General features: G+C 66.6%; 17 protein-coding genes. 12 read left to right on the top strand and 5 right to left on the bottom strand.

The window, feature by feature from the left end; genetic code table 11:
• Positions 1-51: 51 nt before the first annotated feature.
• Both BXE_RS11725 and BXE_RS11720 read right to left on the bottom strand, forming a co-directional pair.
• Positions 52-1455, bottom strand: coding sequence for an ATP-binding protein (locus BXE_RS11725; protein WP_011488514.1), 1404 nt, complete (start codon positions 1453-1455; stop codon positions 52-54).
• Positions 1452-2111 carry a response regulator gene (locus BXE_RS11720; protein ID WP_038458795.1) on the bottom strand — a complete coding sequence of 220 codons (660 nt, stop codon included), beginning with the start codon at positions 2109-2111 and terminating at the stop codon, positions 1452-1454. Before BXE_RS11720 ends, BXE_RS11725 begins: the two co-directional genes overlap by 4 nt.
• 330 nt (positions 2112-2441) lie before the next feature.
• Here BXE_RS11720 and BXE_RS11715 point away from each other — a divergent pair, with 330 nt between their 5' ends.
• From BXE_RS11715 to hpnK, 3 genes are read left to right on the top strand one after another with little or no spacing between them, the layout of a single operon-like run.
• On the top strand, positions 2442-2792 hold the full coding sequence (locus tag BXE_RS11715) for a hypothetical protein (RefSeq protein ID WP_038457899.1): 351 nt from the start codon (positions 2442-2444) through the stop codon (positions 2790-2792).
• A 12-nt stretch (positions 2793-2804) separates the two neighbouring features.
• Positions 2805-4079 (top strand): bacteriohopanetetrol glucosamine biosynthesis glycosyltransferase HpnI, encoded by a 1275-nt coding sequence (hpnI, locus tag BXE_RS11710; protein WP_011488511.1) that lies wholly within the window; start codon positions 2805-2807, stop codon positions 4077-4079.
• Complete coding sequence (gene hpnK, locus BXE_RS11705) at positions 4069-4893, top strand: hopanoid biosynthesis-associated protein HpnK (RefSeq protein ID WP_049782162.1); 825 nt, start codon at positions 4069-4071, stop codon at positions 4891-4893. The genes hpnI and hpnK overlap by 11 nt, the downstream gene beginning before the upstream one ends.
• Positions 4894-4984: 91 nt before the next feature.
• Here the strand turns inward: hpnK and BXE_RS11700 are convergent, their stop codons facing one another.
• On the bottom strand, positions 4985-5971 hold the full coding sequence (locus BXE_RS11700; RefSeq protein ID WP_011488509.1) for a LysR family transcriptional regulator: 987 nt from the start codon (positions 5969-5971) through the stop codon (positions 4985-4987).
• 329 nt (positions 5972-6300) lie between these two features.
• Here BXE_RS11700 and BXE_RS11695 point away from each other — a divergent pair, with 329 nt between their 5' ends.
• The 8 genes from BXE_RS11695 (at position 6301) to BXE_RS11660 (ending at position 16734) form a co-directional block, all read left to right on the top strand.
• Entirely contained in the window at positions 6301-7785 is a 1485-nt protein-coding gene (locus BXE_RS11695) for a UbiD family decarboxylase (protein WP_011488508.1), read from the top strand.
• Positions 7778-8434, top strand: a complete 657-nt coding sequence (locus BXE_RS11690) for a UbiX family flavin prenyltransferase (protein ID WP_011488507.1) — start codon at positions 7778-7780, stop codon at positions 8432-8434. Before BXE_RS11695 ends, BXE_RS11690 begins: the two co-directional genes overlap by 8 nt.
• A complete protein-coding gene (locus BXE_RS11685) occupies positions 8431-11469 on the top strand; it encodes a xanthine dehydrogenase family protein molybdopterin-binding subunit (RefSeq protein ID WP_038457902.1) in 3039 nt (1012 codons plus the stop codon). Before BXE_RS11690 ends, BXE_RS11685 begins: the two co-directional genes overlap by 4 nt.
• Positions 11466-12287 carry an FAD binding domain-containing protein gene (locus BXE_RS11680; RefSeq protein ID WP_011488505.1) on the top strand — a complete coding sequence of 274 codons (822 nt, stop codon included), beginning with the start codon at positions 11466-11468 and terminating at the stop codon, positions 12285-12287. The genes BXE_RS11685 and BXE_RS11680 overlap by 4 nt, the downstream gene beginning before the upstream one ends.
• A gap of 32 nt (positions 12288-12319) precedes the next feature.
• Positions 12320-12841 carry a (2Fe-2S)-binding protein gene (locus BXE_RS11675; protein WP_038458799.1) on the top strand — a complete coding sequence of 174 codons (522 nt, stop codon included), beginning with the start codon at positions 12320-12322 and terminating at the stop codon, positions 12839-12841.
• A complete protein-coding gene (locus BXE_RS11670; protein WP_011488503.1) occupies positions 12834-14411 on the top strand; it encodes an AMP-binding protein in 1578 nt (525 codons plus the stop codon). Before BXE_RS11675 ends, BXE_RS11670 begins: the two co-directional genes overlap by 8 nt.
• A gap of 4 nt (positions 14412-14415) precedes the next feature.
• The gene (locus BXE_RS11665; protein ID WP_011488502.1) at positions 14416-15234 is read left to right on the top strand and encodes an enoyl-CoA hydratase/isomerase family protein; all 819 of its coding nucleotides are present in this window, start codon (positions 14416-14418) and stop codon (positions 15232-15234) included.
• Between the two features lie 123 nt (positions 15235-15357).
• Complete coding sequence (locus BXE_RS11660; RefSeq protein WP_011488501.1) at positions 15358-16734, top strand: MFS transporter; 1377 nt, start codon at positions 15358-15360, stop codon at positions 16732-16734.
• A gap of 36 nt (positions 16735-16770) precedes the next feature.
• Here the strand turns inward: BXE_RS11660 and BXE_RS11655 are convergent, their stop codons facing one another.
• The gene (locus BXE_RS11655) at positions 16771-17682 is read right to left on the bottom strand and encodes a LysR family transcriptional regulator (protein ID WP_011488500.1); all 912 of its coding nucleotides are present in this window, start codon (positions 17680-17682) and stop codon (positions 16771-16773) included.
• A gap of 156 nt (positions 17683-17838) precedes the next feature.
• On the opposite strand from BXE_RS11655, the gene BXE_RS11650 reads away from it, so the two are divergent.
• Positions 17839-18693 (top strand): ProQ/FinO family protein, encoded by an 855-nt coding sequence (locus BXE_RS11650; protein ID WP_011488499.1) that lies wholly within the window; start codon positions 17839-17841, stop codon positions 18691-18693.
• A gap of 16 nt (positions 18694-18709) precedes the next feature.
• Here the strand turns inward: BXE_RS11650 and BXE_RS11645 are convergent, their stop codons facing one another.
• Complete coding sequence (locus BXE_RS11645; RefSeq protein WP_011488498.1) at positions 18710-20062, bottom strand: TAXI family TRAP transporter solute-binding subunit; 1353 nt, start codon at positions 20060-20062, stop codon at positions 18710-18712.
• Positions 20063-20140 lie beyond the last annotated feature (78 nt).

The raw sequence follows: 20140 nt of genomic DNA, 5'->3' as shown, positions 1-20140 counted from the left end.
GCGCACCCTCACAAGCGAGATGCGTCGATGCGAGGCGCTCCCGCATTCTCCTCAACTCGCCTGCGCATAAGCGGGAAACGATACCTCCACCGCCAGGCCCCGCTCGCCGATGCCTTTGCCCAGACGCAGGCTCGCGCCGAAATGCTCCGCGATCCGCGCGACGATCGAAAGCCCCAGCCCGCTGCCGGTAGCCTGATTGCCGGTCGCCCGGAAAAAGCGATTCGTCAGACGGTCGAGATCGCCTGGCGCGACGCCGGGGCCGTCGTCGCGCACGGTCACCTGTACGCGGTTTTCGGCGTGCTGCACCGCCACTTCGATGCTGCCGCCGGCGCGCCCGTACTTGATCGCGTTATCGAGCAGATTGTCGAGCAGGATGCCGATCAGCACAGGCTCCGCGTTGATCTCGGCGCGCATGTCGCCGGTCAGCATGACGTGAATGTTTTTCTGCTGGGCGCTGCGCTCGTTGGCGAGCAGCGCGTTCTTCGCGACCACGGCGGGTTTGAGCGGCGCCGTCGTCATCTTTTCGTGCACGTCGAGGCGCGCGAGCAGCAGCAACTGCTCCGCGAGGCGCGCGCTGCGATCCACGCCTTGCACCACGCGTTCCATCGCGAGCCGCTGCCGCGCCTCGTCCGTTTCGGCCAGAGCCACCTGCGCCTGCACCTTGATCGCGGCAAGCGGCGTTTTCAGTTCATGGGCAGCGTCGGCGGTAAACGCGCGTTCGCGCTCCAGCGAGTGCAGCAAACGCGACAGGAGCAGATTGATCGCATCGACGAGCGGGCGCACCTCGGTCGGCGCGCGGCCGATATCGACCGGCTCCAGCCGGTTCACGTCGCGCGCGCGAATCGCGCCCGACAGTACCCTGAGCGGCGCCAGACTCCAGCCGATGCTGAACCACACCAGCACCGCCAGCACGGGCAGCGCGATCAGCGTGGGGCGGGCGATCCGGCTCGCGACGCCGCTCACCAGGTCGCTGCGCGTGTTGGCCAGTTCGAAGACGCGCACGGTGTGGCCGAGCAGGGTGTTGCGCAAGGTGAACGAGTGATACATCTGGCCGCCGAGCGTGATGTCGCGCGCGCCGCTTGCGGCCGGCACGGGCAGATCCCATGCGTTGAGGTCGCGCAACTGCGGGCTGCCGGCCAGCACTTCGCCGCCCGGGCCGCGCACCTGGAACAGCGCGTCGCGCGGCAGCGAGTCGTCGTCGTCGCTGTCGTTGGCGCCGGGCTCGCCGCCGCGTTCTTCCTCGCGCACGTCGATCCGCGCATTGGCGAGCGTGACCAGATTGCGCTGATCGAGCAGGGCGAGAATCTGCGCGAGTTCGGCGAGCCGCGCATCTTCCCACTCGCCGACTTCGCGCGTGGCCTGACGATAGCTGGACACGAGCGCGATGCCCCACATCAGCACGATGCTGGCGAGCACCAGCAGCACGAGGCGCCGGCGAATCGACGCGCCCATCATGCTTTCTCCACTACGTAGCCGATATTGCGCACCGTCTTGATCAGCTTCGCGCCGAGCTTTTTGCGCAGATTGGACACATGCACCTCGATCGCGTTGCTCTCGATTTCCTCCTGCCAGCCGTACAGGCTTTCTTCCAGACGCGAGCGCGATTGCGGAATCCCCTGATTGGTCAGCAACTGCAGCAGGATCGCCCATTCTCGCGAGGTGAGCGGCACGCGCCTCGTGCCTACGTCGACGGTTTGCGCGGCCGGGTTGACCGTCAGGTCCAGATAGCGGATCTGCTCGACGCTGCGGCCCTGCGCGCGGCGCAACAAGGCCCGGCAACGGGCGATCAGCTCGGTCAGATCGAAGGGCTTGCCGAGGTAGTCGTCAGCGCCCGCTTCGAGGCCGCCGACACGGTCGGCCACCGTGCCCCGCGCGGTCAGCACCAGCACCGGCACGTCCTTACCCGAATCGCGCACCCGTTTGAGCAGTTCCATGCCCGATACGCGGGGCAAGCCGAGATCGAGCACCACCAGTGCGTAGACGGTGGTGTCGAGCGCGAGCCCGGCCTTATGGCCGTCGCGGGTCCAGTCGACCGTGAAGCCGGCTTGACGCAGTCCCGCTTCGACACCGCAGCCGATCAGATCGTCGTCTTCTACGAGGAGTACGCGCATGAGTCCGTTCATTCCATTCGATGTTTTATTGCATGGCGGCCGGCATATTCAGGCAGGCGCCCAAGCGCAACCCGAAGTTTAACCATGCTGTTCATAACCCGCTTTATACGCCTTATTCCTTAAGGTTTCCTTCAGCTTGACTCGCTACTATCGCCCCTCAACAGGTCGCTGCCGCAGCGTGATTGCGGGCATGCGGCTTCGGCCCTGTTGCCATGTCATTGCAGTTCGATCGTCAGCACATCGATGAGATGGACGGCCGGTGAATTTCCCGGCCGGCAAGTCGCGCCGATACACGGCGCCGCGCATTTCGTCGGGCCACGAGACCCACTCATGAAGCCAGTCACCGTCGAGATGCTGCGCGCCCACCTGTTGGTGGCTTCGCTCACGGCTATGGGCGCCGAGGTGCTCGTGTGCCTCGGTCTGCTGCTGTTGCCGGTTTCCCAGCACGCCCTCAGCTCCACACCGTTCCGGTTGCTGGCCATTGCGGTGATCGTCAGCGGCGTGATCGTGACGCGCCAGTTCGCGCATGCCGCCTTCGAACTCGCGCTCCACGGGCATTACGTCACGAGCGCCGGCCGGCCCGCGCGGCCTTTCGCGATTGCCTCGAACTGCCCGCGGCGCCGGCTCGTGATTCTTCATCTGCGCCTGACGGGTAGGCCGTTCGTGCTGGCTGAGCGTTGACGGAACCGGACAATGGCGGCACACGTACTGACGGCATGCCAGTGGGTTCTTCTAGCCGGCTGCGCGGGCGCGTCGCTTTACGCGATGCTGGCGGCGGTCGCAATGCCGTTTTATGCGTCGCGCCGCAGCGTGGCGGGCGGTCCCGCTCAGGACGCGCCGCGCGCCTCGTCCGCGCCGTATCCGTTCGCATCTGTCGGCGTTAGCGTACTCAAGCCGCTATGCGGCGCCGAGCCGCGTCTCTACGAAAATCTGCGAACCTTCTGCGAACAGCGTCATGGATATTTCCAGCTCGTGCTCGGCGTATCGTCGCCCGACGATCCGGCCATTGCCGTGGTGCGCCGTTTGCAGGCGGCCTATCCGGCGCACGACATCGAACTCGCGATCGACACGCGCGTACACGGCAGCAACCTCAAGGTCAGCAACCTGATCAACATGGCGGAGCGGGCCCGCCATGACGTGATCGTGATCGCCGATAGCGACATCGCCGTCGAATCCGATTATCTCGACAGCGTGGCCGCGCCGCTCGCGGATCCACGCGTGGGCGTGGTCACGTGTCTTTACGTGGCGCAAGGCGTCGGCGGCTTCTGGCCGCGCGTGGGCGCGCTTTTCATCAACGAATGGTTCGCGCCGTCGGTGCGCGTCGCGCACGCGGCCGGTTCGCGCCGCTTCGGCTTCGGTGCGACGCTCGCGTTGCGGCGCGCCACGCTCGAGCGCATCGGCGGTTTCGAGGCGCTGAAAAATTGTCTCGCGGACGATTACTGGCTGGCCGAACACGTGCGCGCGCTCGGGCTGCAAACCGTGCTGTCGCGCGTGATGGTCGCCACCGACGTGATCGAGCCGACGTTTCACGCGTTATGGCAGCGCGAAACGCGCTGGCTGCGCACGATCCGCTCGGTGAATCCGCTTGGCTTCGCGTTCCTCTTCATCACGTTCCCCACGCCGTGGCTGTTGACCGGCGCCTGGCTCACCGCGGGCCTCGCAGCGAGCGCATCCGACGCGCTCCACGCGTGCGCCGCGCTCACGAGCGCAACCGGCACGGCAACCGGGCTGGTGGCCCGCCTGCTGCTGCATCTGCGCGCCACGCGCCATGAGCGCACCTTCTGGCGTGATCTGCCGCTGGTGCCGTTGCGCGATACGTTGCTGGCGTTGCAGTGGCTGGCCGGTGCGTTCGGCTCACATGTGGTGTGGCGCGGCGCACGCGTGCCTGTCGGCGGTTCCACGCCGACGGCGGCGCGCAAGGGCGCGCTGAACGTAATGGATGTCATGGAAACATCCGATGGCGGCTAAGCCACGCGGACTGATCGTGACCGCCGACGATTTCGGCCTGCACGCGCGAGTCAACGAGGCGGTCGAGCGCGCGCATCGCGACGGCGTGCTGACCGCCGCGAGTCTGATGACCGGTGCGCCGGCCGCCGCCGACGCGGTGACACGCGCCCGCGCTTTGCCGCAACTGCGGGTCGGCCTGCATCTGGTGCTGGCCGACGGCGCCGCGACCGCGCCGCGCGAACGGGTTGCCGCGCTCGTCGACGAACAGGGCCGCTTCGGCAACAACATGGTGTGGGACGGCGTGCGGTTTCTCTGCTTGCCGCATGTGCGCAAGCAGCTCGCGCGTGAGATTCGCGCGCAGTTCGAGGCGTTTGCAAAAACCGGTCTGACGCTCGATCACGTCAACACGCACAAGCATTTTCATTTGCATCCGACGGTGCTCGGACTGATTCTGGACATCGGCCGCGAGTATGGGATGAAGGCCATGCGCCTGCCGTTCGAAGCGAATGCGCCGCTGTGGTTGCGGCCGTGGATCGCGCAGGTCAAGGCGCGTCTGGATCGCGCCGGCATCGCGCATAACGATTACGTGGTCGGAATCGCCGATAGCGGGCGGATGGATGAAACGGCGTGGCTTGCGGCGCTCACCGATCTGCCGCACGGGGTGGGGGAGATTTATTGCCATCCCGCAGTGGCGGGGGAGCGGGCGTTGAGCGACGGCATGCGGAATTACCGGCACGAAGCGGAACTGCAAGCGCTTCTATCGGCCAGGGTCGCGATGGCGATTCGCCTGGCGGGCGTGCGGGTCGGTGGATTTGGCGACGTGCTGGCTCCCTGAAGAGGAACCCGACCGGCCAAGAACTGCCTGGGTATCCGAATGATATGAAAAGTTTTGGCCCATCTTCTTTGCGATCGTAAACACCCGCCGTTCACGCAGAACGTTCTCTGGAAACAGCCGCTGAGCGCGATTCACCCGGCGCATCGGCGGATGAGCCCGTCACGGTCGCATCCAGCTCCGACTCGCTCGACACCTGCCGCAATTCGTCGGCGATGATCGACACCAGTGCATCCGCCGCCGCGCTCAACGGGCGCCGCGGATGGCTCACGCACACGATATGCCGCACAATGCGCGGCGCGAGAATCGGATAGGCACGCAGGGTGCCCTGGCGCACCGCGCGCTGCACGGCGATGCGCGGCAGGATGGTCGCAAAGTGCGTGCTTTCCACCAGTTTCACGATCGTGCTCAACACGTCGATCTCGAAGCGCGGCGCGAGCAGCACGTCTTCATGCTGCGCAGCCGTATCGAGCACGCCGCGCAAGCCGTGGCGCTTGGTCGGCAGCACCAGTTCCAGTTCGGGCAGTTGCGCGAGTTCGATGGCATGCGGCAGTTCCGGGCCGTGCGTGGCGCTCGTCACCAGCACCATTTCCTCGTCGAGCAGGGGCTGCGAGTCGAGCGAAAGGCGCGCGCGCGGCTTGTTGATCAGGGCCGCGTCGAGTTGCCCGCCCGCCACCCAGTCGATGAATGTCGCGCTGTAGCCGTCCGCCACGGTCACCTCCACATGCGGATAGCGCGCGTGAAAGCGTGACAGCGCATCGGCCAGCACGCTCTCCGTTACCGAGGCAATCAGCCCGATCGACACATGGCCGGTCACCACTTCGTCGCGCTGCACGAGTTGCTGGCGCGCGTGCGCGAGGTCGCGCATGATCGGCAGAAAGAGCCGGTACATGAGCCGGCCGGCCGCCGTCGGCGCCATGCCGTGAGCGTTGCGCTCGAATAGCTGCTGGTGCAGTTCGTCCTCGAGTTTGGCGATCTGCATGCTGAGCGCGGGTTGCACGATGTTCAGGCGTTTCGCTGCCCGCGTGACCGAACCGTCTTCGAAAAGCGCGATGAAATACTGGATTTGCCTGAGGTCCATGTGGGAATCAATAAAACATCAGCAAACGTAATGAGCATGCCGCGCCGTATCAGATGAAGGCCTGAACCGCACGTCACGAACGCTTCGGCGCGGCGCGCCGGTGCGCCGGCAGCACCGCCGCCTCGTGCAGTAACTCGTGCAAAAACTCGTGCAATAGCTATTGGTATCCTGCCTACAAAAGGCTGTCATTGGGGCTAACACGCATATCATCAGGAATGATTCGAAGCATCAATAATCAATATTAGAAGTTATAAGCCGATCTCGTTACGCTTTCGTCATCGACTGGCGGTCTGCTCCGGACCTCAAGCCAGGCATTGATGGAGACGTGGATGAACACTCGCGATGCCGCATCGCACGGCACTTTCCACCTGGCATGGAGCCGTCCGTCCGGCGCGCTCACGCTGCGCGACTGGCTGGCGCATCTGGCGCGCACGGGCCGGGTCGCCACGATCGACCGGCCGGTGGCGCTCGAACACGAACTCGCCGCGATCGCCAGGCGCCTGGACGGCACGCAAGCCGCGTTCTTCACGCAGCCGGGCGGTCACGACGTGCCGGTGGTCAGCGGGTTCATGTCGCGCCGCGCCTGGATCGCGGAAGCGATGGGCGTAGCCGAGGCCGATCTGCTGGCGCGCTTTCGCGACGCGGCCGGGCAGCCGCTTGCCTCGCAGGAAATCCCGCGTGCCGAGGCGGCCTGCCAGCAGGTCGTGCATACCAGCGGCATCGACCTGCACGCACTGCTGCCGATTCCGACCCATAGCGAACACGACAATGGCCCGTACCTTACCGCGGGCCTCGTGATTGCGCGCAATCCGCGTACCGGCGTGCAGAACGTTTCCATCAACCGCATTCAGGTGCATGGGCCCGACCGCATGGCGATCCTGCTGTTGCCGCGTCACCTGCACGCGTTTCAGAAGACTGCTGAAGAGGCGGGCGAGGCGCTCGACGTCGCGATTGCCATCGGCGTCGATCCGTTGACGATGCTCGCCTCGCAAGCCATTTCCCCGATCGATTCCGACGAACTGGAAATCGCCGGCGCGCTGCACGGCGCGCCGCTGCCGGTGGTCAGATGCGTGAGCCACGGCGTGAACGTGCCGGCCTTCGCCGAAATCGTGATAGAAGGCCGCATCCTGCCCAACGTGCGTGAACCGGAAGGTCCGTTCGGCGAATTTCCGAAGTACTACAGCGCTCGGGAAGCGCGCGAAGTGATCGAAGTCACCGCAGTGACGCATCGCGAGAAGCCGATCTTTCATACGATCGTGCCGGCGGAAATGGAGCATCTGCTGCTCGGCGCGATTCCGCGCGAGGCGAGCTTGCTCGCGCACCTGCAACGCAGCCATCCCGGCGTGAAGGACGTGCATCTGTCCGTGGGCGGCGTGTGCCGCTATCACCTGTGGGTGCAGTTCGACAAGAAGCGCGAGGGCGAAGCGAAGAACGTGATTCTGTGCGCGTTCGGCGCGCACTACGACATCAAGCAGGTGGTCGTGGTGGATACCGACGTGGACGTGCACGATCCGGCCGAAATCGAATGGGCCGTCGCCACGCGCTTTCAGGCCGACCGCGACCTGGTGGTGATCGAAGGCGCGCAAGGCTCGCCGCTCGATCCGTCGACCACCGTCGGCCAGCCGGAAGACGCGCCGCCGCATCTGCAGGGCGTGAGCGCGAAGATGGGCCTCGATGCCACGCGGCCGGTGGTGTACGCGTCGCACGTGTTCACGCGCGTGCGGATTCCGGGGCAGGACACGGTGGACCTGGACGCGCTCGTCGCTGCGGACAACACCGCGTTCGACGCGTATCTGGATGGCGCTCATGGCTGAGCAGGAACATGAGCACGAACATGAGCACAAGCGTGGGCAGACGCGCGAGCGCATCGTGGTGGGCCTTTCCGGCGCGAGCGGCGCGATGATCGGCGTGCGTCTGCTCGCCGCGTTGCGGCGCCTCGGCACGCACGAAACGCATCTGATCGTATCGGCCTCCGGCGCGCTCACGGCGGCCCAGGAACTCGGCATCACGCGCGGCGACCTGGAGCGCGTGGCCGATGTGGTCTACAACGTGCGCGACATCGGCGCGGCCGTGGCGAGCGGTTCGTTCATCACGGCGGGCATGGTGATCGCGCCGTGCTCGATGAAGACGCTCGCCGGCGTGGCCAACGGTTTCGCCGACAACCTGCTCACGCGCGCCGCCGACGTGATGCTCAAGGAGCGCCGCCGGCTCGTGCTGGTCGCGCGCGAAACGCCGCTCAACCTCGCGCATCTGCGCAATATGACGCTCGCCACCGAAATGGGCGCGATCGTCATGCCGCCGGTGCCCGCGTTCTACGTGCACCCCAGGACCATCGAGGACGTGGTCGATCACACCGTGGGGCGCATTCTCGATCTGTTCGGTATCGAGCATCGCGAGATCGCGCAACGCTGGAGCGGACTCGCCGATGAATTCGGTGAGCGCCGTGCGGGAGTCGACCAATGAATCAACGCGACATGCTCCATGCAGGCGACGCCGCGACGCAGGAACGCGACACGGAGTTGGAAAAACGCCCGCAGCGGCATCTTGGCCGCCCGATGCAACGTCTGGAAGATCCCGCGATTCTCACCGGCCGCGGCCGTTACGGCGACGATATCGGCGTGCGGCCCGGCACGCTGCACGCCGCGATCCTGCGCTCGCCGCACGCGCATGCGGAGCTGGTGTCGATCGACACGGACGCCGCCGCGAAACTGCCCGGTGTGCGCGCGATCCTGACACGCGACGACCTGCGCGCCTGGTCGCGGCCCTTCGTGGTCGGCGTGAAATCGCCGATGGAACAGTGGGCGCTGGCGATTGACCGCGTGCGCTACGTGGGCGAACCGGTGGCAGTGGTGCTGGCGCAATCGCGCGCCATCGCCGAAGACGCGCTCGATCTGCTCAAGGTGGAGTACGCGACACTCGATCCGGTCACGTCGATCGAACAGGCGGCGAGCGACCAGTCGCCGGTCTTGCACGAGAAAGTGGGCAGCAACGTGATCAGCGACCGGCACTTCCGCTACGGCGAGCCGGAAGCCGCGTTCGCGAAGGCGCCGCATCGCGTGAAACTGGTCGCGCATTATCCGCGCAACAGCTGCGCGCCGATCGAATGCGGCGTGGTGATCGCGGAGTATCTGGCGGGCGATGAAGGCTACGACGTCACGTCGAATTTCATGGGCCCGTTCTCGCTGCACGCGGTGATGGCGATGGCGCTGAACGTGCCCGCCAACCGTCTGCGCCACAAGGCGCCGCGCGATTCGGGCGGCAGCTTCGGCGTGAAGCAGGCGGTGTTTCCGTATGTCGTGCTGATGTGCCTCGCGTCCCGCAAGGCCGGCGCGCCGGTGAAATGGGTCGAGGACCGGCTCGAACATCTGAGCGCGGCGACCTCCGCGACCGCGCGCGTCTCGACGCTCGAAGCGGCCGTGGAAAGCGACGGCCGCATTACGGCGCTCGCCTACGATCAACTCGAAGATTGCGGCGGCTACCTGCGCGCGCCGGAACCCGCCACGTTCTATCGCATGCATGGCTGCCTGACCGGCGCGTACGCGATCGACAATCTGCTGGTGCGCAATCGCGTCGTGCTGACCAACAAGACGCCGACGGGTCTGGTGCGCGGCTTTGGCGGACCGCAGGTGTACTTCGCGCTCGAACGGCTGATCCAGCGTATCGCGCTCGAACTGCAACTCGATGTGCTCGACGTGTACCGCCGCAATTTCGTCGCCGCCGACGCGTTCCCGTATCGCGCCGCAGCGGGTGCGCTGCTCGATTCCGGCAACTATCAGGAAGCGCTGCGCCGCGCGCTGGACGAAGGCGGCTATGCCGAACTGCTGGCGCGCCGCGAGGCGGCGCGCCAGGAAGGGCGGCTGTACGGCATCGGCTTCGCGGCGATCGTCGAACCGTCCGTATCGAACATGGGCTACATCACGACCGTGATGCCCGCCGAGGCGCGCAGGAAAGCCGGACCGAAGAGCGGCGCGATTGCGAGCGCGACGGTGAGCGTCGATCTGCTCGGCGGCGTGGTGGTGACGATTGCGTCGACGCCCGCGGGCCAGGGGCATATGACGGTGTGCGGGCAGGTGGTTGCGGATGTGCTCGGTGTCGCGCCGCAGGACGTGGTGGTCAATGTCGAATTCGATACGCACAAGGACGCGTGGTCGGTGGCGGCGGGCAATTATTCGAGCCGCTTTGCCGGCGCGGTGGCGGGCACGGTGCATCTGGCCGCCGTGCGCGTGCGCGACAAGATCGCGCGCATCGTGTCGAAGCAGTTGGGCTGCGCGCCGGAAGATGTCTGTTTCGAAGCAGGCCGCATCTATGCAAAGGGCGCCGAGGATCGCGCGCAGCCGTTCGGCCGCGTCGCCGCCAATGCGCCGCATTGGGCGCCCGCGTTGTTGCCCGAAGGCGAAGAGCCGGGCCTGCGCGAGACGGTGTTCTGGAATCCGCCGAACATGGCCGCGCCGGACGGGAACGATCGCATCAACACATCGGCGGCTTACGGTTTTGTGTTCGACATGTGCGGGATCGAAGTGGATCGCGCCACCGGCCGCGTGCGGATCGACCGCTACGTGAGCGCGCACGACGCCGGCACGCTGCTCAATCCCGCGCTCGCCGACGGCCAGATTCGCGGCGCCTTCGCGCAAGGACTCGGGGCGGCGTTGATGGAGGAATTCCGCTACGGCGCGGACGGCAGCTTCCAGTCCGGCACGCTCGCCGACTATCTGATGCCGACCACCTGCGAAGTGCCCGATCCGGTGATCGTGCATCTGCAAACGCCGTCGCCCTTCACGCCGTTGGGCGCGAAAGGACTCGGCGAGGGCAACAACATGAGCACGCCGCCTTGCATCGCGAATGCAGTGGCGGACGCGCTCGGCGTCGCCGATATCCGCTTGCCGCTGACGCCTTCGAAAGTGATGGCGCTCGTGGGCATGGACGACCCGCCGCCGTCGCGTCCCGAGCTGCGTGAAGCGCCCGCGGCCAAACCGGCGATGCCGGGCGGCGGCAAGGCGCTCACCGCGCAGGGCAGCGTCGATCTGCCGGCGTCGCCGGAAGCGATCTTTGCCGTGCTGCTCGATCCGGCCGCGCTCGCCAGAGTGATTCCCGGTTGCCATGCGCTCGAAGCCGAAGGCACGAACCAGTATCGCGCCGACGTGACAGTGGGTGTCGGCATGATCAAGGCGCGCTTCGAAGCGAAGATCGGCTTGTCGGAAATCGACGCGCCGCATCGGCTGCGTTTGGCAGGAGCTGGCATGTCGTCGCTCGGCAGCGCGCGCGGCAGCGGCCTGGTCGAACTGACACCGATCGAAAACGGCACACGTCTTTCGTACGACTACGAAGCCCAGGTGTCGGGCAAGGTCGCGGCGGTGGGCGGACGCATGCTCGAAGGCGCGGCCAGGGTCGTGTTGCGGCAACTGTTCGAATCGCTGGGCCGCCAGGCGGCGGGCAAACCGGTTCACGCGGGCGGCTCGTGGTTCTCGCGCCTCCTGGCCCGTTTCAGGAGACAGGCATGAAACCCGCGCCGTTCGATTATCTGCGCGCCATGACCACGCAGCATGCGCTCGACGCCCTCGCGCACAACGCCGAAGACGCGCGCGTGCTGGCGGGCGGCCAGTCGCTGATGGCGGTGTTGAACATGCGCCTCGCGCAACCGCGCATGCTGATCGACATCTCGCGCACCGAGGAGTTGAACTCGGTGCGCGTCGATCACAAAGCCAGCCTGCTGGTGGTGGGCGCGGCGGCGACGCAAGGCAGCGTGGAGTGGCGCGAATCGCTGCGCGACGAAGTGCCGTTGCTGGCAATGGCGTTCCCGCATATCTCGCACTTCCAGATTCGCAATCGCGGCACGGTGTGCGGCTCGGTGGCGCATGCCGACCCGAGCGCGGAACTGCCGCTGGTGCTGGCGGCGCTCGGCGGCGACGTGATGCTGCGCTCGCAGAAGAAGCACCGTGTGCTGCCCGCCGGCGAATTTTTTCAGGGCATGTTGATGACCGCGCGCGAGCCGGACGAACTGGTCGAAGCCGTACGCTTTCCGCTCAAGCGGCCAGGCGAGCGCTACGGCTTCACGGAATTCTCCGCGCGCCACGGCGACTTCGCGATGGTGGCCTGCGCGGCCGTGGTGACGGACGATTCGATCCGCCTCGCGGTGGGCGGTGTGGCGGACCGGCCGGTGGTCGAGCAGTGGCCGCGTTTGCGTGACGAGGATCTGCGCAGCGCATTGAACGATTTGAGCTGGAAGCTGGGCGCGCAGGACGACGCGCATATCAGCGCGACCTATCGCCGGCATCTGGTCCGGCAACTCGGATGGCGCGTGATCGAGGAGGCGAAGTGAGCAACACATCGAACGGCAACGTCGTGCACGTCATGCGGCAGGGCGAGCAGCAGCGCGTCACGCTGACGCTCAATGGCCGTGAATGCAGCGGCTATTGCGAGCCGCGCGAACTGCTGTCGGATTTCATCCGTCACGAGCTGGGCGCGACCGGCACCCACGTCGGCTGCGAGCACGGCGTGTGCGGCGCGTGCACGGTGCACGTGGACGGCGTGGCGGGACGCTCGTGCCTGATGCTCGCGGTGCAGGCGCAGGGACGCCGCATCGACACCGTGGAGGGACTCGCGCCCGACATGCAGCTGGGCGATCTGCAGCAGGCGTTCCAGCGTCATCATGCGCTGCAGTGCGGGTTCTGCACGGCCGGCATCCTGATGTCGTGCGCGGACTATCTGCGGCGCGTGCCGGATCCGAGCGAAGCGCAGGTGCGCGACATGCTCTCCGGCCATCTGTGCCGCTGTACGGGCTATACGCCGATCGTCGCCGCGGTGCTCGACGTGGCGGCGCGGCGCAGACAAGGCAACGCGGCCGGCGAGACCGTGGAGGCCGCTCATGCTTGACCTCGGCCGAACCTTTCTGCAAAGCGTGGAACGCAGCCCCAATGCGCTGGCGCTGGTGGACGGCGAACTGGCGCTGACTTACGCGCAGTGGCACCGGCTCATCGTGAAGGTCGCCGAAGGTCTGCGCGCTCTGGGCCTCGCGCAGGGCGACCGCCTGCTGGTGGTGCTGCAAAACCGCTGGGAAATGGCGACCCTGCATTGGGCCTGCCAGTTCGCGGGCGTGGTGATCGTGCCGTTGAACTGGCGCGCGAAACCGGAGGAGCTCGAATACTGCGTGACCGATGCGGGCGTGAAGGCCATCGTATACGAGCCGGTTTGCGCGGAAGCCGTCGCGCAAAGTGTCGCGGCGCAAGGTCTGCCGCGGGTCGGTCTCGACGACGCGCAAGGCCGCACCGCGAACTTCGACACGCTCATGGCGCGGGGCGAGCCCGAGGCGCCGAACGCCGGGCGCACCTGCGCGAATGCCGACGACTACTCGCTGATTCTCTACACCTCGGGCACCACCGGCAAGGCCAAGGGCGTGCCGCGCCGCCACCGCCACGAACGCGCCGCCGCGCTCGCACACGTTGCGCAGAATCTGTACGGCCACGGCGAGCGCACGCTCGGCGTGATGCCGCTCTATCACACGATGGGCGTGCGCTCGCTGCTCTCGATGGCGCTGGTGGACGGCCTGTTCGTCTGCGTGCGCCGCTGGAATGCGCGCTTCGCACTCGATGCGATCGCGCAGCACAAGCTCACCTGCCTCTATCTGGTGCCGACGCTGTATCACGATCTGCTCGCCGACGCGGCCTTCGCGTCGACGGATACCTCGACGGTGAAAAAGCTCGGCTTTGCCGGCGCGCCGATGAACGACGGTTTGCTCAAGCGCCTCTCGGCCGCGTTCGAACCGGAGCTGTTCGTCAATCACTACGGCTCGTCCGAGGTCTACACCTTCAGCATCGACCAGGACGCCACGAAGAAGCCGGGCAGCGCGGGGCGCGCGGGCATCAACACGCGCCTGCGCGTGGTCAGGCTCGAAGCCCACACGCCCGAGGATCTGGCGCAAGCCGGAGAAGAAGGGCAGATCATCGCCGATCTGCTCGGCGACGAAGCCTTCGAAGGCTACTGGAACCGTCCCGACGCGAACGCGAAATCGTTGCGCGACGGCTGGTACTTCACGGGCGATACCGGTTTCTTCGACGCGCAAGGCGACCTGTACGTGTCGGGCCGCGTCGACGACATGATCATCAGCGGCGGCGAGAACATTTCACCGGTCGATATCGAGTCGGTGCTGTCGCTGCATCCCGCCGTCGACGAGGTCGCGGTGGCCGGCGTGAAGGACGAGCGCTGGGGCCAGCGCGTGGTCGCCTTCGTCAAGCGCCGGGAGTATGTGGACGCCGACACGCTCGACGCGTATTGCCGCACGTCGAACCTCGTCAACTTCAAGCGTCCGCGCGAATACGTGTTCGTCGACGACATACCGAAATCGCCGGTCGGCAAGATTTTGCGCCGCAAGCTCTCAGCCGGCGAATACGAGCCCGACCGGCGCGGCGAATCCCATGCAAACCACACCGAAACCACCAAGGAGTAACTCCATGACGCAACTCTCGACCGACCTGCGCCATCACGGCCAGAGCCTGCTGCAGGATCTCGACGGCTTTTCCATCGAGATCGACGCCGCGCGCGAGCGGGCCGACATCATCCTGCACCGGCCGCCGCTGAACGTGATTTCGATGCATGCACGCGACCAGTTGCGCGCCGCCTTCGAAGCACTCGACGACGACCCGCGCGTGCGCGTGATCGTGGTGCGCGCCCAGGGCGAGCACTTTTCGAGCGGCGGCGACATCAAGGGCTTTCTCGAAGCGTCGCCGGAACATGTGTCGAAGCTCGCCTGGAATATCGCCGCGCCCGCGCGCTGCTCGAAGCCGGTGATCGCCGCCAATCGCGGCTTCTGCTTCGGGGTGGGCTTCGAACTGTCGCTCGCGTGCGATTTCCGCATTGCCACCGACACCACCTTCTACGCGCTGCCGGAACAGAAACTCGGGCAGATTCCGGGCTCGGGCGGCTCGGCGCGCTTGCAGCAGATGGTCGGCATCGGCCGCACCAAGGACATCGTGATGCGCTCGCGCCGCATTCCGGGCAAGCAGGCCTACGAGTGGGGCATCGCGGTCGAATGCGTGGCCGACGCCGAACTCGAAGCGACGACCGACGCGCTGGTGGACGAACTGCGCGCGTTCTCGCCGCTTGCCCAGCGCACCGCGAAAAAGCTCCTCAACGACACCGAAGACGCGCCGTTGTCGATCGCGATCGAACTCGAAGGGCACTGCTATAGCCGTCTGCGCACGTCCGACGATTTCCGCGAAGGCGTCGAGGCCTTTCACGGCAAACGCAAGCCGGTGTTCCGCGGCAGCTAGCGCGAGCGCCGCCCGGCGGGCGGCCGCCGACGCCAGATAACCACCAGAAGAGCACGCGAAAAGAACGTGCCTCGAAAACGGGCACGGTCGAAAGACGGCCCGCCAATAGTCAAGGAGATGACAATGTCCGTAGCAGCGCAAAATGGCGCCGCCTTGCCCGCGGTCGACCAGCGGCAGGTGATGGGTGCGGTCGCGGCCTCGTGCCTCGGTTGGGCACTGGATCTGTTCGATCTGTTCGTATTGCTGTTCGTCGCGCCGGTGGTCGGGCGGCTGTTCTTCCCGTCCGAGCACGCCATGCTGTCGCTCGCCGCGGTCTATGCGTCGTTTGCCGTGACCTTGCTGATGCGCCCGCTCGGCTCCGCCTGGTTCGGCTCCTATGCGGACCGCCACGGCCGCAAGGGCGCGATGATCATCGCCGTGGTCGGCGTGGGCCTTTCCACGGCGGCGTTCGGCGTGCTGCCGACCGTCGCGCAGGTCGGGCTGGTTGCGCCGATCCTGTTTCTGGTGCTGCGGCTGGTGCAGGGCGTGTTTGTCGGCGGAGTAGTGGCGTCCACGCATACCATCGGCACCGAATCGGTCGCGCCGAAATATCGCGGCGCGGTGTCGGGGCTGATCGGCGGAGGCGGAGCGGGGCTCGGCGCGTTGATCGCCTCGCTCACGTATCTGGCGATGTCGGCGCTATTCCCCGGCGCGGCGTTCGAGGTGTGGGGCTGGCGCTGCATGTTCTTCACCGGCATCATCAGCTCGGTGCTCGGGCTGTTCGTTTTCAGCAGTCTCGAGGAATCGCCGCTGTGGAAAAAGCTCGCCGCCGAGAAGGCCGCCAAGGCCGCCGCGCAAAAGCTCGACGCGCCGGTCGAAGTGGCGCGCTCGCCGCTGCGCACGCTGTTTTCCAGCGACTATCGCTCGATCCTTCTGGTCAACCTGCTGCTCACCATCGGCGGCGGTAGCGGCTATTACCTGACCTCCGGCTATCTGCCGACCTTCCTCAAGGTGGTGAGCCACGCGCCGAACGGCGCCGCGGCGGCGATTCTGCTGATCTGCAGCGTGGCGGTGGTGATCGCCTCGGTCGCGGCGGGGCATCTGAGCACCTTCATCGGGCGCAGAAGCGCTTTCATCTGGCTCGGGGTGATTCGCCTGTTCGCGTTGCCCGCGCTCTTCCTGCTGCTGCCCACGGCGCAGAGCATCACGATGATCGGCGTCTACGCGGTGATTCTCAGCGCGCTCGGCAGCGCGGGCTACGCGCCGATCCTGATCTTCCTGAACGAACGGTTTCCGACCGCGATTCGCGCGACCGGCACGGGGCTTTCATGGAACATCGGCTTTGCGATCGGCGGCATGATGCCGACTGCCGTCTCGCTGGTGGCGAAAGACGCGAGCGAATTGCCGGTGACGCTGGCCATCTTCGTCGGTGCGATCAGCGTGATCTTCCTGACCGGCGCGTTCATCGTGCCGGAAACGCGCGGCAGACTCGATCAGGTCGCGGCGCGCGACGCGGTCTAGTTCGCGGGCAAGCGGCTTGCGGCGCGTTTCACCGTTTCACGCGGCGGGCGTGCCCGTCGTCACGCGCCGGATCTCTTCGCCGATGATGTCGATCAGCGCGCGCGCCGCGGGCCCGATCGGCCGCTTGGGATGGCTCACGAGGATGATGTGCCGCACGATCGGCGGCGCGGCGATGGTGCGCGCGCGCAGCACGCCTTCGTCCACTTTGCGCTGCACCACCACGCGCGGCAGGATCGTCGCGACGGCGCTCTGCTCGACGAACTGCACGATGGTGTTCAGCAGGTCGATTTCGAACTTCGGCTTGATGACCACGTCCGCCGCCAGCAGCGCGGCGTCCAGCACGCCGCGCAGGCCGTTGCGGCGCGTGGGCAGCACCAGCTCGATGCCGGTCAGCGTCGTGAGATCGATGGCGGGCGGCAGCTCGGGGCCGAGCGCGGCGCTCGTCACCAGCACCATTTCCTCGTCGAGCAGCGGCACCACGTCGAGCGCGAGGCGCCCGCGCGGCTTGTTGATGACGGCCGCATCCAGCCGGCCCGCCTCGACCGCGTCGATCAGCTGCGCGCTGAAGCCGTCGGCGACCGACACTTCCACCTGCGGGAACAGCGCGTTGAACCTGGCGAGCGACTCCGGCAGCACGCTTTCCGCCTCCGACGACACCATGCCGAGCGACACACGCCCCGTGACGATCGCATCCTGGCGGCTCAACTGGTCGCGGGCCCGGTCGATGTCGCGCATGATCGGCGTATAGAGGCGGTACATCTGGCGCGCCGCGTCGGTCGGCGTCATGCCGTGCGGCCCGCGCTCGAAGAGCTGCTGGCGCAATTCGGTTTCGAGCTTTGCAATCTGCATGCTGAGCGCGGGTTGCACGATATTGAGCCGTTTTGCCGCCCGCGTGACGGAACCGTCTTCGAAAAGTGCAATGAAATACTGAATTTGCCTGAGGTCCATGAAACGCCGGAAGTGGCCGTGGAGAGCGGAAAACCCCGAGTCTAACCGCAGCGCGCCGGGCCATCGCGCCGGCCGGCGCGGCGTGCCTTGCGGCATCGTCGCGAGCGTGTCTCCTTACGCTGCTACAATCTCGTCTTTCTCGATCGATTGTGCGCTATGGGTTTCGAACAACTCGCTGAACTGAAGAAGCAATTGGCCGCGGCCCGAGGCGAGGCTGCGCCCGCCGCCAGGTCCGGCGCCAAGCCTGCTTCGAAGGACGCCAGGCCGGCTGCCAAGGACGCGTCCAAGCCGGGCGCGAGGCCTGCCCGCAAGCCCGCGCCGCCGCGCCGTGCCGCGCCCGCCGCCGAATCCGGCGCGAAGCCGGCGGTGGAGGCGAAACCGGTGGATCCGGTGGTGAAGTCGATCGGGCGGCTGCAGAAACGCTTCCCCATTGCTTTCCCCAAGAATCCGGCGCCCAAGCTGCCGCTGAAGGTCGGTATTTTTGAAGATCTCGTCGCGCATGCGAAGGACCTGTCGTTGAGCGAAGCCGAATTGCGCGACGCGATCAAGACATGGTGCCGTGGCAGCCGCTACTGGAAAAGTCTGGTGGAAGGCGCGGCGCGCGTCGACCTGACGGGCGCCGAGGCGGGCAAGGTCACGGCGCAGGAAGCCGCCGGCGCGCAGCGTCTGCAGGCGCATCGGGCCGGCAAGGGCGCGCCGAAGGCGGCGTCCGGCACGGGGAACGCGAGCGCAACCGCAACCGCCGGAGCAGCCACGGAAGGCGGCGCGCAAGCCGCTGGCGGGGCGGAGAATGCGCCGGGTGGTCAGCAAGCCGCACATCAACCGGCGCAGGCGACTGCTCAGGACAGCGCACATCAACCGGCGCAGGCAACTGCTCAGGACAGCGCACATCAACCCGCGCAAGAAACCGCCCGGGACCCCGCGCAGGAAAATGCCCCCGATTCCGCGCAGGGAACGGCTCACGAGGCCACCGCTGAACCGCTCAGCGCGCCGGCCACCCGCGAAGCATAACAACCCGCCACCCCGCCTAGGGGTGGCTGCCTTGCCGCGACGCAGCCGCTAGCCGGCTGCGCACGAAGCCGACGTGTTCGCGCAGTACATAGAACGCGTCGGCGTAAGCGAGCGGCATGCGCAGCCGGTTCAACGAATCCTCGATCTGATCCAGTTCCGCGAAGAGCCGCTTGCGCTCCTCGTCGGTCGAATCGGCGAGCGCGCCGCGTTCGATCGCAATCAGCGAACCATAATAGCGATAGATGCGTGAGCGCACCCGCCAGCGGTACAGCGCCGGAATCAGGCGCATGGCCGGAAACAGCAGCACGGCCACCGGCAGCAGCAGAACCAGCGTGCGGTCGCCGATGCTCGCCAGCCAGAACGGCAGCGTGCGGTAGAGAAAGCTCTTGCCCGTCCTGTAGTAGCGCTGCGCGTCCTCGCTGATCTGATATTCACGCGCGACCGGACTCGGAAATTGCCCCGCGCGCTGCAATAACCCCGGCATGCCGTGCACTTCCTGCGCCGCTTCGATCAGCAGGTCGGAAATGGCCGGATGCAGCGTGTTGCGGGCCACCAGTTCGACCGTCGGGCTGATCAGATGCACCGTTTCGGGCGGAATGGTGCGCTTCAGATCCAGCACGCCGACCGGCAGGTCGATTTCGTCCAGATAGGGAAAGAGGCGCGTATAGGCGCTCGCTTCGGCGAAGTTCATGACCGACACGCCCGGCACCTTGAGCAGGCGCAGCATCAGGCCACGGGTCGCGGAGTCGCCGCTCAGGATCGCCGCGTCCACTTCGCCCGCCACGAGCTGGGTGGCGGCCTGCAAGCCGTCGCTCGGCACCAGTGCCGTGTTGCCGCCCGGCTCGATCCCGTTGGCATCCAGCAGTTTGAGCGCCAGCAGCCGCGTGCCGCTGCCTTCGCGGCCCACCGCGATCCGTTTGCCTTCCAGTTGCGAAAGCTGGTTCAGGCCCGCGCCGCGATAGAACACCACCACCGGAATATAGAAGACGCTGCCGAGCGACATCAGCGACGCAGTGTTGAGGCCGTCGGCCACGCCGCCCTGCACGAAGGCAATGTCGACATGCTGCTTCGGGTCCAGCAGACGGTGCAGGTTCTGCACGGAGCCGTCGGACTCCAGCACGTTCAGCGTAATGCCGTTGCGGGCAAGGATTTTCCGGTACTGCTCCGCGGCGACGAGAAACGAGCTTTCGTGCGGACCGGCGCTCATGGTGATCGTTCTGGGCGGCGCCGGATCGATCAGCCAGACGGCCAGCGTGACCACGAGCACGATCACCACGGCCACGGCGATATAAGGCAACGTGTGATCGCGCCACTCGGCATGCGGCTGTTCGCCGTTGAAGTGCGGGGGACGCGGGCGCTGCGCTTTCATGGATACTCCGTGCCGGGAGCCGGGATGATCGCATTGTCCACTGTCCGTGGCGCGTTTGCCGTCGGCAGTTTGCTCTAT

Origin of the sequence: Paraburkholderia xenovorans LB400, assembly GCF_000013645.1 — a bacterium.
GTDB classification, from domain to species: Bacteria; Pseudomonadota; Gammaproteobacteria; order Burkholderiales; family Burkholderiaceae; genus Paraburkholderia; species Paraburkholderia xenovorans.
This window is presented reverse-complemented; position numbering and strand designations above follow the sequence as displayed.

Excerpts from the sequence above, each read along its gene's own strand:
- BXE_RS11655 (WP_011488500.1), bottom strand. The coding sequence starts at position 17,682 with ATGGACCTCAGGCAAATTCAGTATTTCATTGCACTTTTCGAAGACGGT.
- BXE_RS11675 (WP_038458799.1), top strand. The coding sequence starts at position 12,320 with ATGCGGCAGGGCGAGCAGCAGCGCGTCACGCTGACGCTCAATGGCCGT.
- BXE_RS11685 (WP_038457902.1), top strand. The coding sequence starts at position 8,431 with ATGAATCAACGCGACATGCTCCATGCAGGCGACGCCGCGACGCAGGAA.
- BXE_RS11725 (WP_011488514.1), bottom strand. The coding sequence starts at position 1,455 with ATGATGGGCGCGTCGATTCGCCGGCGCCTCGTGCTGCTGGTGCTCGCC.
- BXE_RS11715 (WP_038457899.1), top strand. The coding sequence starts at position 2,442 with ATGAAGCCAGTCACCGTCGAGATGCTGCGCGCCCACCTGTTGGTGGCT.
- hpnI (WP_011488511.1), top strand. The coding sequence starts at position 2,805 with ATGGCGGCACACGTACTGACGGCATGCCAGTGGGTTCTTCTAGCCGGC.
- BXE_RS11670 (WP_011488503.1), top strand. The coding sequence starts at position 12,834 with ATGCTTGACCTCGGCCGAACCTTTCTGCAAAGCGTGGAACGCAGCCCC.
- hpnK (WP_049782162.1), top strand. The coding sequence starts at position 4,069 with ATGGCGGCTAAGCCACGCGGACTGATCGTGACCGCCGACGATTTCGGC.
- BXE_RS11660 (WP_011488501.1), top strand. The coding sequence starts at position 15,358 with ATGTCCGTAGCAGCGCAAAATGGCGCCGCCTTGCCCGCGGTCGACCAG.
- BXE_RS11645 (WP_011488498.1), bottom strand. The coding sequence starts at position 20,062 with ATGAAAGCGCAGCGCCCGCGTCCCCCGCACTTCAACGGCGAACAGCCG.
- BXE_RS11700 (WP_011488509.1), bottom strand. The coding sequence starts at position 5,971 with ATGGACCTCAGGCAAATCCAGTATTTCATCGCGCTTTTCGAAGACGGT.
- BXE_RS11650 (WP_011488499.1), top strand. The coding sequence starts at position 17,839 with ATGGGTTTCGAACAACTCGCTGAACTGAAGAAGCAATTGGCCGCGGCC.
- BXE_RS11680 (WP_011488505.1), top strand. The coding sequence starts at position 11,466 with ATGAAACCCGCGCCGTTCGATTATCTGCGCGCCATGACCACGCAGCAT.
- BXE_RS11695 (WP_011488508.1), top strand. The coding sequence starts at position 6,301 with ATGAACACTCGCGATGCCGCATCGCACGGCACTTTCCACCTGGCATGG.
- BXE_RS11665 (WP_011488502.1), top strand. The coding sequence starts at position 14,416 with ATGACGCAACTCTCGACCGACCTGCGCCATCACGGCCAGAGCCTGCTG.
- BXE_RS11690 (WP_011488507.1), top strand. The coding sequence starts at position 7,778 with ATGGCTGAGCAGGAACATGAGCACGAACATGAGCACAAGCGTGGGCAG.
- BXE_RS11720 (WP_038458795.1), bottom strand. The coding sequence starts at position 2,111 with ATGCGCGTACTCCTCGTAGAAGACGACGATCTGATCGGCTGCGGTGTC.